Annotated in this window: 10 protein-coding genes; 6 read left to right on the top strand and 4 right to left on the bottom strand. The window is 48.2% G+C overall.

Annotated elements, in window-relative coordinates; genetic code table 11:
- Positions 1-256: 256 nt before the first annotated feature.
- The 4 genes from D5E69_RS21630 to D5E69_RS21615 form a co-directional block, all read right to left on the bottom strand.
- On the bottom strand, positions 257-2,209 hold the full coding sequence (locus D5E69_RS21630; RefSeq protein ID WP_148794457.1) for an ABC transporter permease: 1,953 nt from the start codon (positions 2,207-2,209) through the stop codon (positions 257-259).
- Positions 2,199-2,960, bottom strand: a complete 762-nt coding sequence (locus D5E69_RS21625) for an ABC transporter ATP-binding protein (protein ID WP_048004739.1) — start codon at positions 2,958-2,960, stop codon at positions 2,199-2,201. Before D5E69_RS21625 ends, D5E69_RS21630 begins: the two co-directional genes overlap by 11 nt.
- 104 nt (positions 2,961-3,064) lie before the next feature.
- Positions 3,065-4,066, bottom strand: a complete 1,002-nt coding sequence (locus D5E69_RS21620) for a sensor histidine kinase (protein WP_159130241.1) — start codon at positions 4,064-4,066, stop codon at positions 3,065-3,067.
- Positions 4,063-4,752: a response regulator transcription factor gene (locus tag D5E69_RS21615; protein ID WP_048004741.1), complete on the bottom strand. Its 690-nt coding sequence runs from the start codon at positions 4,750-4,752 to the stop codon at positions 4,063-4,065. The genes D5E69_RS21620 and D5E69_RS21615 overlap by 4 nt, the downstream gene beginning before the upstream one ends.
- 540 nt (positions 4,753-5,292) lie before the next feature.
- On the opposite strand from D5E69_RS21615, the gene D5E69_RS21610 reads away from it, so the two are divergent.
- The 6 genes from D5E69_RS21610 (at position 5,293) to essA (ending at position 15,203) form a co-directional block, all read left to right on the top strand.
- Positions 5,293-5,586, top strand: a complete 294-nt coding sequence (locus D5E69_RS21610; RefSeq protein ID WP_048004742.1) for a WXG100 family type VII secretion target — start codon at positions 5,293-5,295, stop codon at positions 5,584-5,586.
- A gap of 74 nt (positions 5,587-5,660) precedes the next feature.
- Positions 5,661-5,903, top strand: coding sequence for an ESX secretion system protein YukD (gene yukD, locus D5E69_RS21605; protein WP_048004743.1), 243 nt, complete (start codon positions 5,661-5,663; stop codon positions 5,901-5,903).
- A gap of 15 nt (positions 5,904-5,918) precedes the next feature.
- Entirely contained in the window at positions 5,919-7,241 is a 1,323-nt protein-coding gene (gene essB / locus D5E69_RS21600; RefSeq protein WP_159130240.1) for a type VII secretion protein EssB, read from the top strand.
- A 12-nt stretch (positions 7,242-7,253) separates the two neighbouring features.
- Entirely contained in the window at positions 7,254-11,708 is a 4,455-nt protein-coding gene (gene essC / locus D5E69_RS21595; RefSeq protein ID WP_148794461.1) for a type VII secretion protein EssC, read from the top strand.
- On the top strand, positions 11,705-14,737 hold the full coding sequence (gene esaA, locus D5E69_RS21590) for a type VII secretion protein EsaA (protein WP_048012096.1): 3,033 nt from the start codon (positions 11,705-11,707) through the stop codon (positions 14,735-14,737). Before essC ends, esaA begins: the two co-directional genes overlap by 4 nt.
- Entirely contained in the window at positions 14,727-15,203 is a 477-nt protein-coding gene (gene essA, locus D5E69_RS21585; RefSeq protein WP_159130239.1) for a type VII secretion protein EssA, read from the top strand. The genes esaA and essA overlap by 11 nt, the downstream gene beginning before the upstream one ends.
- The last annotated feature ends 5 nt before the right edge of the window (positions 15,204-15,208 follow it).

The raw sequence follows: 15,208 nt of genomic DNA, 5'->3' as shown, positions 1-15,208 counted from the left end.
CATTTGCCCTGCGATAAGGCAAATGAATGCGGGTTTTTACTTTGTTTCATGACCATTTGTATTTCATTGTTACCAGCGGTTGATTGGAGTGCAAGACGAAGACTCCAGCGGGAAGAGTAGCTGATGTGAGACGGCCTGCCGGGGAGGCTCACGGGCTACCCGCGGAAAGTGTAGTCTTGCACGGAAATCATAAGCGGTATAAAAAACCTGATCGTGTTCGTCATTAAATGGTTCGTTTTATCCCAACCTCTTCACTTCATGACAGGGAGTCCCTGATGACTTTCTGATAATAGAGAACCGACAGGATGCCGAAGATGGAATAAAGAACGGCATACACACCCATGACGATCAAGGTTGGAGTCCAAAAGTCGTTCCCGAAGAAAAACCAGCCCGACTTGACGGCAAAGTAGCTGTGGAGGAGCCCGATCATGAGGGGAATCCCAAAGTTGAACAGTTGTTTGAATTGAATCCCTCGGAGAAGATCTCCACGGGTATATCCAAGCTTACGCAGGATCGTGTAATTCGGTTTCTCGTCTTCGCTTTCATCCATCTGCTTGAAGTAGAGGATGCAGCCTGATGTGACAAGGAAGGCAAGTCCAAGGAAAGCAACACAGAACATGGCGATCCCCATGTTGGACCGTTGTTGATCTTTGTTGTTGAGTTGAGAGATGGATTGGGTGGTTTCCTGATCGAACGTTTGATTGAATAGCTTGTTGGCATCTTTCAACTGGGACGTTTCTTTCACATCCACCCCTAGATATAGACTGGTTTCCTTTTGAATGGAAGGATTCAGATCGTTTTTTAGCTGGGTGAATACCGTATCATCAACGATTCCAATGGGGAAACCTCCCCCTGTGAACTTCCAGGAAACATAGAAATCATCCTCCATGCTCAGGTAGTCCTCTTGGACCTTTGTCTGCTTCCCTTTATAGAGGATCGTGCCCGAATCCTTCATAGGGATGAAGCGGCTGAGCATATCACTGTAGCCCGTCAGGATCGTTTCGCCAGGAGAGAGATTCACTCCCTTCACGTCCTTATCGCTGATCACAGCCATCTGGGTATTACGGGTATCCATCTGGAATCCTTCGTTTTCTTTCTGCTTCATGATGGCAGACAAATCTGCCTGTACCTGTATCACCTCGATCTTGGTGACATCGTACGGAATCTCTTTATCCTTCAGCGCCTCCTCAAAGATCTTCAGTTCGTTTTCATCCTGAAGGGCAAAGTGGTTCGGCGTCTGGCTGATCGCGGTTTTATCGGCTGAATAATAAGAGATATACGTCAGTGATAAGAGACCGATGGCAAGGGCCGATACCGTGGTGATGACGGTAAGGAGAAGGGAGTTGGATTTCATCCGGAACATGATCGATGAGAGGGACAACACCTGATTGATGCTGAGGTAGCCCCCTTGTTGCTTCCTGACCACGTTGAAGATGAAGCTTACAGACCCTTTATAAAAGAAATAGGTTCCAAGGATGACAGACCCAAGGATGAACGCCATGGCCATGAATAATTCGGTCATGGAGGTGAAATCGCCTCCGAAGAGCCTGGTAGATACATAATAGCCCGCCGCTATCAGTCCGATTCCGCAAAGCCCCATGATGATTTCCCAGATCGACATGCCTTTCATTGAATTCTCCGTTGATGACTTCACATTGAATAAGGCAAGGATCGATTGTTTTTTGATAAAGAAGGCATTCATCATCATGATGAGGAGATAGATGCCGATGAATACAATGATGGTCTGGAGAAGTGCGTCTCCGGAGAATCGGAGCTCTGCGGTTGAAGACACCCCGGTCACCTTGAAAAGGACCATCAGGATCAACTTCGAGAAGGAGAACCCGGCAAGGATCCCGATCACCATCGAACCGAAGTAAAGGATGGCGTTTTCTACGGTCAACAGGTTGAAGATCCGGTTTTTAGTCATCCCGATGAGCTGGAACAGCCCGATTTCCCGGCTCCTCCTTTTGATGAAAATGGTATTCGCATACAGGAGAAAGACCGCCACGATGATCACCAGGAGGTAAGAAGAAACCTTGATGGCGGCCGCACCCTTTACGTCCCCCTTTGTTTGATCAAGTGCCGGGTCGAATTGCAGCGTCACGAACGCAAAATACAAGGCGACACCGAATACAAGGGCGAATACATACAGGTAGTAATTCTTGATGTTCTTCTTCAGATTCTTCAGGATAAGCGAATTAACGTTCATGCTGTACCCCGCTCAGGAGGCCCTGGGTCTTCATGATGTCCTGGAAGAAGGCTTGTCGCTCCTGATGGCCTTTATTCAACTGGGTATAGATCTGCCCGTCTTTGATGAAGATCACCCGGCTGCAGTAGCTTGCGGCTACCGGATCATGGGTGACCATAACGATGGTCGACTTCAGCTTTTCATTCAGGTCGCTCAGCTTGTTCAAGAGATCGGATGCCGATTTGGAATCCAGGGCACCTGTCGGCTCATCGGCGAAGATGATGCTCGGGTCATGGATGAAGGCGCGCGCTGCCGATGTTCGCTGTTTCTGCCCACCGGAAATCTGATTCGGATACTTATTTTTCAGTTCATTGATCCCAAGCTGTGAGGCGAGAGCAGTGAATTTTTGATCGGCCACCTTCCTTGGCGTCTTGGTGATGGAGAGGGGAAGCATGATGTTTTCCTTTACGGTCAAGGTATCGAGAAGATTATAGTCCTGGAAGATGAAGCCCAAGTGATTCTTGCGGAACTCGGCCAGCTGCTTTTCCTTCATGCGGGTCATTTCGTTGCCTTCGATCTTAATGGAGCCTTCAGTTACTTTATCGATGGAGGACAGTACGTTCAACAGCGTCGTCTTACCTGACCCCGATGCTCCCATGATACTCACGAATTCCCCTTTCTCAATCGTGAGATCGATTCCCTTCAAAACCTCTTGTTTATTGAATTTGTTCCCATAGCTTTTATGCAATTTGACGGCTTCCAGTATGCTCATTAGTCAAAACTCCTTTGCGTTGGTTGATAGTTTCATTATAGGAAGCATGGAGTCCCGTTTCCTTTCATTCAGCGAACAAAATAGAAAAGCATGTGACAATGTTGTCACATGCCCATCACCTGGTGAATTTCATTGCGGTCCGGGAAGATCAGGGTAAAGGTCGATCCTTCACCGGGAGTGGAATCGACTTCGATTCTGATGAGGAGGGAATCGGTGATAGCCTTGGTCAGGTAAAGCCCCATGCCGGTGGAGGCGGCATGGTTATGGTGGACAGTCGATGTGAACCCTTTATCGAAAATCCGGGGCAGATCTTGAGGCTCGATCCCTCTGCCTTTGTCCCTGATAGACAAGGTCATCTGATCCCCGGCAGTGCCGGTGATCTCGATGTCTGTTGCTTCACTGTATTTGACGGCGTTGGTGAGGATCTGCCTGAATACGAACGAAAGCCACTTTGAGTCGCTCAGCACTTCGGTGGAGGCAAGGTCGATATCGAAACCGATCCCTTTCTGGATGCACCAAGACTGCAGCGTCTTGATTTCCTGATAGAGAAGGTCTTCTACATCGATCTTCTCAATATAAAGGTCATTCTCCATGATATCCATACGCTTCTGATGAAGCTGCTGGTCAAGAAGCAGGTGAATCCTCAACCATTCATATTTCAAAGGGGCCTTGAGAGAATCATTCTCCATGCGTTCCATGATGAGATGCATCGCTGTAAGAGGCGTCTTGACCTCATGGATCCAGGCGAGAAGGTCATCCTTCTCCTGATCGAGACGCATCCGGTTTTCCGAAGCGGCCTCTTTCAGGCTCTGCCCTTGTTCGGTGAGGATGTTGTAGAGGATATCCTCAAAAGGAGAATCCGGTTCCGGGACCCCGCTGATCGTGAAATTCCGGCTCCATTCTTCCAAGCCCTTATAAAAACGGGTCTCCCTCTGATAGCGGAAGGAAAGGAATCCGAGGAAGAAAAGAGAGGACAGGAAGGAGATATAAAGAATGGAGGCTACCGGTATGGCTGCATCGAGGAAGGCAATTCCGAGATAGAAAAGCTGGAGGAAGATAAACATGAGGATCCAGCTTTTCCTCTCCCACATAAATGCCCGGATCATGAAGGATCTCCTTCAACGGCCATATACCCCTGTCCCACCTTGGTGAGGATGTTTTGCCCCAGGCCGATCTCGTCCAGGCGTTTACGCAGGCGATTCACATTCACCGTGAGGGTATTGTCACTGATGAACCGTTTGTCGTCCCACAGCTTGTTGATCAGCTCATCACGGGTGACGATCCGGTTTTTATGCTCGATCAGGAGCTTCAGGATGAACATTTCATTCTTTGTCAGCTCGATGTTCCCTTCATCGTTGTCCACGGTATTCCGCTCATAATCAACCTTTGCCCCGCACCAGGTCTTCAGATTGACGACCTCGGCATTATAGTTGTAGACCCGCCGGAGCGTTGCCTGCACCTTTGCCACCAGCACGTCAAAGTGGAAAGGCTTCTGGATGAAGTCATCGGCCCCTAGCTGCATCGACATCACCATATCCATCGGGTGGTCCCGGGAAGAGAGGAAGAGGATCGGCACATTGGAGTGGGAGCGGATCATCCGGCACCAGTGAAAACCGTCGAACTTCGGCAGCTGGATATCAATGATCACCAGGTCAGGCTGAACCGCTGCGAACTCCTCCATTACCAGACTGAAATCCTTCACACCGTGGACCTCATACGACCATTGGGTCAACCGGTCACGAATCTCATTGAATAAACTTGTATCATCTTCGATCAAAAGCAATGTAAACAACTAAACCACCACAATACTGTTTTTAAAAAATTTTACCGAATAATGAAAGGTTTTACCAGAAATATCGGCCATTCTTATGTGTTTCCTTTTGACTGAATGGAAGTGATTGCGTGTTGGGAGAAGGATTTTAATCCCTCTGCAGGAATTGGTCCCCCACCCTTAGAACCAAAAAGTTTAACAATTTCTGAAAATTTCGGTTTATAAAAGTAAATATCAGGATATATAGTAAGTACTTGTAACCGTATCAGCCTGAGTGTGTCAGCGTATCCCGATGTCTGAAAAGGGGTGTGTCGATATCTGTCGTTTCGACAGGTCGGAAAGACCTAATCGACAAAGCATGACATTACATTATTCCTAAAGAACCTGAGATTTTAATAGTTATAAAGTTTCCTTTTGGGAGTAAAATCTGTGTTTTTATGTAAGATTGTAATAGTATGTTAGATGAAGTTGTCAGTAAAAGGAATCTATTCTTTGTTATGGGTATTCAGACTTTATATAGATGATTACCAACTAAAAACGTTATAAGGGAGAGGAAATTACATGTCAGGAAGAATTCGCGTAACCCCAGCAGAATTGGATGGTATGTCAGGCCGTTATTCAAACGAAAAAGGTAAACTCGAAAGCCAAATCGGCGATCTTGATGGAATGATCCGTGAACTTGAATCAATGTGGGAAGGTGAATCAAGCCGTGCCTTCAGCGATCAATATGAGCGCCTCCGTCCGTCCTTCGTTGAAATGCAAGAGTTGCTAGGAGATATCTCACTACAACTTAAAAATACTGCAAGAGCCATCGAGGATGCAGACAATCAAATCGCCAGCCAAATTCGTGGATAATCATTTCCGACGACATTTCAATCAAGGAGCGCTTAACGTGATGAAGCGCTCCTTCTTTATGAGGTGAATGAACGATGTACATAGAAATCACCGTCGATCTCAATCGATATCAGAAGGGGAAGGTCATTGACCTTCGTCTATCCAATTACCATACGGTCAAGAAACTCATCGACCTCGTATGGCAGTCCCAAAAGCTCACCTCGGAACCGAGGGAAGGGTACTGGATCAGGATCGCCAATAAGGACCGGGTCATTTCAGGAAACGCCCGCCTGAATGAGGCCGAGATTCTCTCGGGTGACCGGGTTGAAATTTTATAAAGGAGAACAATGACCATGGCCGAAACGAAACGGACGTACCTAGAAGAAAAGCTTGATATTGTTGTGAACCGGACTGAAGACGTCATCACGTTCGTGTTTCAGAATGAAAAGATTAAATTGGACCATGTCAGAGAAATCATGTTCCTTAAAGACCTGGATCCGACCATTCAAAAGGAAATCAGGATGGAAAATGATGAACTGAGCATTTCCCACACCATCCCTGCCTCATATATTCCCTCTGAAAAGCTGAATATCGGTGAGAAGGAAAGGCTGATAACGGCACTCCAACTTGTCCATAGGGTGCAGCAGCACCGACTCTCAAGGATTCATTTAGTAGTAAGCCCCGGGAATATTGTATTCGACCAGGGATTAAGCCCTCACTTCCTGCACTACGGAGTGAAAGAGAGCCTTCCTCCATATGAAAAGGACGGAGAGGCCCTGTTCAGGGAAACGAAGGCAATGGCTGCTTTCATAGCCGATCCGAAGCTCTCGTTCGATGACTATATCAAATTCAGTGAAACGATCAAACTTTCCGAAGTGACACGGGCCATCATGGAAACGGCCACCTTCGAAGAACTCGAAGATGTACTGAATAAGAGTATCTTCGACGCGAAGGAAGTGGCTGCATCCTATATGTCCATCAGTAAAAAGAAATGGAAGACCAACCGCTATATCCTGCTGGGTGTATCCATACTATTGGTTCCAGCCATCATCTATTCAATCTATTCATTCTTCTTCATCAACCCGAAGCAGGAGAGCATTGTTTCCGCTCAGGAAAATTTCTTATTGAATAAATACAGTGATGTCGTCACTGAATTGGAGCCTTATGACATCGACGATATTCCAAAGGTTGCCCAGTATCAGCTGGCCCTCTCCTATATTGTGAATGAGTCCCTGTCAGAGGATCAGAAGGAGAACGTCAGGAATACGATTTCCCTGCAGTCCGACCCCATGTACTACGAGTACTGGATCAACATCGGACGCGGAAAGGCGAAGGAAGCCCTTGATACAGCCCGTTTCCTCGAAGACCGGGATCTGATCCTGTTTGGCCTGCTTAAGTATCGCGAACAGGTGAAGTCCGATAGCGAGCTGGACAGTGAAGAAAGACAGCAAAAGCTGAACGATATTGAAAGTGAAATCAATGAGTACGAAGAAGAAATGAAGAAACTTGAGGAAGAAAAAGCGGCTGAGGAAGAGCAGGCGAAGGAAGCAGATGCTGCTCCTCAAGAAGAACAGGATGCCGAACAGAAAGAAAAAGAGGCCCCTAAAGCTGACGATCAGAAAAAAGAAGACCAGAAAAAAGATCAGCAGAAGAAAGATGATAAAAAAACAGACTGAGTGGGTGATTGAATGTATGCCCTGTGGATTTTATATAAGGAACAGTACCAGTACTACAGAATCAATACGGACAGGGAAACGGTAACGATCGGGCGCGATCTCACGGATTCGGTGACCCTTCCTTCCCTCCCTACCGAATGGCAAACGCTGTCTATTGAAAAGCTCGGTTCATCGTTCCGGATCAAAGGAGATTTGGAAGAAGAGATCAAGCCCGGAAAGGAATGGACGTGCCAGGCTGGCAGTGAGAAACTTTCCATTCTCATAGCCCCGCTTGCGGAAGAAGACAATGTGTACTTCATCGGTCATTTGGAAGAGATGTTCATAGGTTCTCGGAAGGGTGTGCATATCGCTATCCCCCATCATGAGGGAGTATCGGGAGAATGGTACAGGGGGGAGAACGGACGATGGGTGCTGCATCCAGACTCCGGATCGTTTTATTTGAACGGGGAGCGGATCAGAAAAAAAACGGAGATCCGCACGGGAGATATGATCTTCACCCCCTATGTGACCATCTCCTTGTTGGAGGATGATCTGATCTCTATCCATGGAGTAGGGGAGATGGGGATTGATCTGCCCGAGTCCCGTCGGCCGTTGTCCGAGATGAAGAAGAAGTATCCGAATTATCGTCGGACGCCCCGGATGGTCTATGACCTTCCCGAAGAAAAAGTGCAGCTGTCGTTCCCAAGCCAGGAATCTGATGACTCTGGACGCAGCTTGTGGATCATCATCCTGCCGCCGCTTGTCATGCTTGTTGTAATGGGCTTCATTGCCCTTGTGATTCCAAGGGGGATCTTCATCATCATCTCGCTTGTCATGTTCACCACGACGTTGATTACGTCCACCGTTCAGTTCTTCAAGGATAAATCAACAAGGAAAAAGGCGAAAGAAAAGCGGGAGCGCGTATATACGAGCTATTTGAAAAATAAACGGCAGGAGCTCCAGGACCTCGCCGAGAAGCAGACCGATGTGCTCCAGTTCCATTATCCGTCGTATGAACGGATCAAGTACCTGACGGAAGAGCTCTCTGACCGTTTGTGGGAAAGGACCCTTGACAGCCCCGACTTCCTTGAGTTCCGCCTTGGGACAGGGAAGGTTCCCGCAAGTTACACTATTTCGTTGAGCTCAAGCGATATGGCCAACCGGGAAATGGATGATCTATTGGAGCAATCTCAAAAAATGAAAGAAGTCTATAGTGAGATCGACCATCTGCCCGTCAAAGCAGAACTGAGCCTAGGGGCAATCGGCTTGATCGGGAAGGAAGCCGTCTACAAGAACGAAATTCATCAGATGGTCGGACAGCTTGCCTTTTTCCACAGCTATCATGATCTTCGCTTCGTGTTCATTTTTGACGAAGAAGAATACGGCGAGTGGGAATGGATGAAATATCTGCCCCATTTCCAACTCCCGCAATCCTATGCCAAAGGCTTCATTTATAACGAAAAGACCCGCGATCAGATTCTGTCTTCCATCTATGAAGTGTTGAGGGAAAGGGATATAGACGATGATGCAAAGGAAAAGGTGATCTATTCACCCCACTATGTGTTCATCGTCACGAACCATCAGCTGATCTCCGACCACGTAATCCTTCAGTATCTTGAAGGGGAGTATGCCCATCTCGGGATGTCCGTCATTTTCGCGGCGGAAGCAAAGGAGAGCCTGTCGGAAAATATCCATACCCTTGTCCGGTACATCAATGATCAGCAGGGGGATATCTTGATTCAGAAGAAGAAAGCGGTCAAGATCCCGTTCAAATTGGATGCTTACGACCGGGAAGGCAATGAGCGTTATGCCCGCATGCTAAGGACACTGAACCATCAGATCGGGATGACCAATTCAATCCCGACAAGTGTGTCGTTCCTGGGGATGCTCGGAACGAACGACGTTCAGCAGCTTCCGATCAAGGAAAACTGGCTGACGAGGGAATCGGCCAAGTCCCTCGCCGTACCGGTGGGACTGAAAGGAAAGGAAGACCTCGTGGAGTTGAACCTTCACGAAAAGGCACATGGCCCCCATGGACTCCTTGCAGGTACCACGGGATCAGGGAAAAGTGAGTTCCTGCAAACTTATATCCTTTCACTCGCGGTCCATTTCCATCCACATGAGGTGGCCTTCCTGCTCATCGACTATAAGGGTGGGGGAATGGCGCAGCCGTTCAAGGATATTCCGCATTTGTTGGGGACCATCACCAATATCGAAGGGAGCAAGAACTTCAGTAACCGCGCCCTTGCTTCCATCAAAAGTGAACTGAAGCGGCGCCAGCGCCTGTTCGACCGATATGAAGTCAATCATATCAATGATTACACCCGTTTATATAAGCAAGGAAAAACCGAAGTGCCGCTTCCGCATCTCTTCCTCATTTCCGATGAGTTTGCAGAGTTGAAAAGCGAAGAACCTGACTTCATCAAGGAGCTTGTCTCCGCTGCCCGTATCGGGCGGAGCCTCGGTGTCCACCTGATCCTGGCGACTCAAAAGCCTGGAGGGGTCATCGATAATCAGATCTGGAGTAATGCCCGGTTCAGGGTGGCATTGAAAGTACAGAACTCGGAAGATAGTCGAGAAATCCTTAAAAATTCCGATGCAGCTGCCATTACCGTGACGGGCCGTGGTTATCTCCAAGTCGGAAATAATGAAGTATACGATCTATTCCAATCGGCATGGAGCGGTGCACCGTATCAGGAGGATTCCTATGAAGCGGAAGATGAGGTGGCCATCGTGACCGACCTTGGCCTCATTCCTCTATCCGAAGTGTCATCCAGCCCGGGTGGTCAAAAAGATGTGCAATCAGAGATCGACGCCGTCGTGGATCGCATCGAAGAGATGCAGTCAGCGATGAATATCGAGAAACTCCAGAGCCCTTGGCTGCCGCCATTGGCTGATCGATTGTACTTGCCGAGGGAGACCTCGCCTAAAGAAAACCAGGTCTTCCTGGCAACGATCGATGAGCCGGAGAAACAAAGTCAATCGCCTTACTGGTATACAGTGGTCGAGGACGGCAATGTCGGCATCTTCGGATCATCAGGCTACGGGAAGACGCAAACGGCCATCACGCTCCTCATGGGGATGGCCAGGAGCTTAACGCCAGAAGAGGTTCACTATTATCTCCTCGACTTCGGCAATGGGGGGCTTCTCCCATTGAAACAGCTTCCTCACACGGCCGATTACTTCCTCATTGATCAGGAGAGGAAGATTGAAAAATTCGTGTCGATCCTGGATGAAGAAATGGCCAACAGGAAACGGTTATTCCAGCAAAAAGAGGTAAGCTCCATCAAGATGTACAACACGGTCAGCGAAGAGAAGCTGCCCCTCCTCTTCGTGACCATCGATAATTATGACATTGTCAAAGATGAAATGATGGACTTTGAAATACAGATGAATCAGCTGGCGAGGGACGGCCAATCCCTCGGGGTTTATATGCTTCTTACAGCGACCCGGGTGAACTCCGTCCGTCAATCATTGATGAATAACCTGAAGACGAAGATTGCTCATTATCTGATGGACCAAACGGAGACCCAGACCCTGGTTGGGCGCGTCGACTTCGAACCGGAAGCCATTCCGGGCCGTGCCATCGTCAAAAAGGACACAGCCTTCTTCTCCCAGATCTTCCTCCCTTCAGAAGGGAAGGATGACTATGAACAATTGAACCGGTTAAAAGAAGACGTCCAGTTCCTGCGGGAGAAATATTCCGGTATGAGCCTTCCAGAACCGGTTCCGATGCTTCCAACAGAACTGACCATGGTCAATTTCACACAGTATACAGACCAAACCCAGCGACAGGGACTGCTGCCTGTAGGCTTGAACGAAGAGACGGTCAAACCGGTCTATGTCAATTTCCAGAAGACCAAGCACTGCCTCGTCCTCGGACAAGCCCAAAAAGGAAAGACGAACGTCTTGAAGGTGATGGCCAATACGATCCTTCAACAGGATACGGAGCATCTGGCCATTTTCGATTCCATCGACAGGGGTCTTATCCACATGATGAAAGAGGACAAGGTGGTTTATATGGAAAACCGCGAGCATATCGATATTTGGCTGACGAAAGCCGAAGAGATCTTCGCTGCAAGGGAAGAACAATACAACCAGTCCATCACCGACGGAAACTCCCTTCCCCAATTCCCGCCAATCTATCTCATGGCGGACGGGTATGGAAGATTCCTTCAGAATGTGGATACCAAACTGCAGGATCGCATCGTCAAATGCATGAAGAATTACTCCCACCTGGGCTTTTATATCATCATGAGCGGCAGCAATAATGAGTTGTCCAAAGGGTATGACGCACTCACCACCGAGTTGAAGCAGATCAGACAGGCCATCGTGTTGATGAAGAAGTCCGAGCAGACCCTTTATACGCTCAGCTATGACCGAAAGGAACCCGATATTCAACCGGGCTTCGGCTACTATGTCGAAAATAGCAAGGAAATCAAATTACAAATACCACTCATGGTAACAGAAAGGAAAGTACTCGCATGACACAGAAAGTAAGCATGGTCAAACTTTTGGTAGCCATCTTAATGATCCTGGCCACACCGTTACTCTTCTTTCGTTCTGTCGGTGATAACCCTCTGAAGGTAGAGAAGAATGCCACCCAATCGATTGCCATCGTCAATGAAGATGCGGGTACTGAAGTGGACGGGGAATCCCTGCAGTTCGGGGGCGACGTCACATCATTACTCGGTGATGAGTCTTCTTATGAATGGACGGTCGTCGGAAGGAGTGCGGGTGAGAACGGCCTTGAAACATCGAAATATGATGCAGTGGTCTACATCCCCTCCGACTTTTCTGAAAAGATCATGACCTATGATGAAGAAAGACCGGTTAAAACCAATTTGAACTTCAAAGTGCAAACCCAATTGAATTCAGTGAATAAAGAAAGGGTCCTACGTGAAATTGAAACGGCCAGTAAAAAAGTGAACAACAAAATGTCCACCCTCTACTGGAACTACGTATCTGCGGATATGGAAAATGTCCGAGATGAGTTCGATCAAATCCTTGAAAAGGAGCAAACCTTCCAGCAAACGATGCTTGCTTTCTACAAGCCATCGTCCAAGGATCTTGCCGGCCAGATCGAACAGCAACAAAACATGCTTCTCGGGCTCCAGGAGTCCATCAAACAGGCAGACAGCCGTGTGCCTGAACAGGAAAATACCCTCGAGTCCTTCCAGGAGAGGCTGACTCAATTCGTTGAGTACGTCGACCAGTACCGGGAATACCAGGATAACCAAAAGCAGCTCCTTGCCGAGGTGCAATCCCAGTCGGTACAAATGATCGACGAGTCTACTCAAAACGCCCAGCCGATGTATATGAAGCAAAAAGAGCTGTTCGGACAGCAGGGCAGTCAAATCGATAACGGCATGGAGCAGCTGAATGCAAAAATGAAGGACAACCAGAATGCGTTTGCTGCGCTGAAAGAGAACCGAATGGCTGAGGTCGATCGCCAAGTTCAGGATTTCTACAGCTTCCAGGACCGAGTATTGGACTATTACCAGCAACTGCAGGATACAAGGAAACTGGATAATCTGCAGGGGACGATCCAGGAATGGAACAATAAAATTTCCGAGGGGGACGGTGTGATCTTTGATCCACCGGTGAAGCCTGAAATGCCTGAGGAATCCGATGATGAAGAGGGGAATGAGGATCCAGGCAATCCAGGAAACCCTGATGCACCAGGTGAAGGCAACGGCGAAAACCCTGGAAATGGAAATGGACCGGGAAAACCGGGAGATTCTGCACCTGTCCCGCCTGACCTGACTCCGGAAATTGCACAGCTTAATGAAATTTCCGCAGATATGGCAGCCATTCAAGGAATACTCTCCGGGGAGGAAGTACCAACTCCTGAACAGTTGACCGAGGCTATTCAAAAGCTGGTACCCCTTGGTGAGCGCCTGGCCGGGGTAAAGTCAAGCCTCGACCAAAAGAACACGAACACAGAAAATCCCCTTCAGAAAGAAGTGGATAAGCTTCTTAAAGAAGTAGAGGCATTGACCAATCAGAACAGCGGTCTCGGTGAGCGCATCAAAGAGCTCGAAGCAAAGGTTACCGGACTGCTTGCCGATAAAGAATCGCTGAAAAAGCATATCGAAGAACTGAACGAGAATAATGACATCCTGACGAAACAGCTGGAAATGTTCTCGGACAACATCATGAATATCGTCGGAGAGATTGATGCCAAGGAAGCATCCATCCTTCAGTCACCGGCCCTGTCCTCTAAACGAAAAGAAGAGCTTGGCGGCTATTTCGCAAGGGGCATCAATAATTATAAGCTCATGGACTTGATCAAATACTATGCTTACTTGGATCAGTATGAAGCTGTATTGAACGGGATGCTCCAGGAAAATGGAGTGAAGAAGACCGTACTGGATGATGAAAATGTACGAAATGAAGTCATGGGGATCCTTTCTGTAACCGATGGGGAAAAAGCCATGTGGGAAGACATGAATACGAACAGGCTTCTTACCACCCAGGATGGACTCAACACCCTTCAGGATTCATTTACCGTCTTCATGGCAGAGTACAATGAAACCCTCAATAATAACCAAAAACAACTCACAGAAAACCTAAACGCCATCAGCCAGGATGCCGGGAAAGTGCTTCAGCGCATCCAGCAGCCTGAACAAACCGCTCCGACTCCGAACAATGGTGCATCAGGCACTGAAGTCGTCGGAAATCAGCAGCAGGTTGTGAGTGAAGTCAAGACGATCCATTCGTTCCTGACGAATGTGCAGGACAATCAAAGTACGATTGTATCCTATACGACCGATCTGCAATCCAATGTCGCCAACGTACAAAATGATGCCGATACGCTGAACAACAAGTGGGCGACGAATGTCGCATCCACGCAAATGGTGCGTGATGATGTATTCAGCATCCTCGGGAACGCATTTGTTGACGGTCAATCCAACGGATACGTATATGACTTCCTTACCAATCCACTGAAGGTGAATGGAGACGTACCTCAGGAGAAGAAAGACAGCGTGATTCCTCCGGTCGTCATCCTGTTCATCATCCTGATCTCGAGCCTTATGATCGGCTATACAAGCTATTACTTCCAGCGTGTACCGCTCTGGCTCCAGGGAGTGCTGTTCCTCCTGCTGAATTTGATTGTAGGATTCCTGATCAGTCTTTACGGACTCGATATCTATTCCCTTGGAGAATCGCGCGAAGTGGAGTGGACGGTATTCACCATCCTGCTCCTCCTGACAGGTTCAGGACTGGTCCGGATGGGCTTTGTCACTCATCGCCTCCTGGGCTGGTTCATCTCAGTCGCGATCGTCGCTCTGTTTGTCACGCCGCTTCTCGCCCTTTCAACGCCGAACTTCAGCTTTAAAGATCCGATGTCGACAGTGTATCTATCGATTCAATACGGCACGGATTCCAAGTTCGGACAGGCCGCTCTCATCATGGGCCTCATCCTGGCGGCACTTGTCGTCCTACAAGTGCTCCTGGGACGCAATAAGGGGCATGGAGGGGGCGGCAAGGGTGATGAAGCCTATGAAGGCTAAAATCCTTCTGGTGGCCATTCTCGCAAGCCTCCTCTTCACAGGGGCTCCGGTACTTGCCAATACGGATATTGAAGATCTCGTCCCGAATGATTATCAGGATAATAAGTTCCGGAAAAATACAGACCTGATTCATGAAAGGAATCTGTATAACAACGAACGGAGCACCATTCCTGAAGAGCAGAAGGGATTGACCTTTGATGGTGCCGGGAGTGAAACATCTGAAGAGCGATTGGATGCCCTCTTTCAAGGAACGGAAAAAGATACGAATACCATCAAGGCAAAAGCCGATAATCTGAAGCTCTTCAGTGAAACCGAAACGGCCAAATTGGGCTCGTTGGAAGAGCAGGGGGAAAAATCATCCTCTCTGTCTCTCCTCATCATCATCTTTGCAGGGATCTGTCTCCTGCTTCTCATCGCGGTGATGATTGCCTGGGCACGTGCAGGTCAGAACATGATAAAAGCGTAATCGAA

Source organism: Rossellomorea marisflavi (assembly GCF_009806575.1).
In the GTDB taxonomy this organism is placed as follows: Bacteria; Bacillota; Bacilli; order Bacillales; family Bacillaceae_B; genus Rossellomorea; species Rossellomorea marisflavi_A.
The sequence above is the reverse complement of the archived record's forward strand: the minus strand, read 5'-3'. Positions and strand labels throughout refer to the sequence as shown.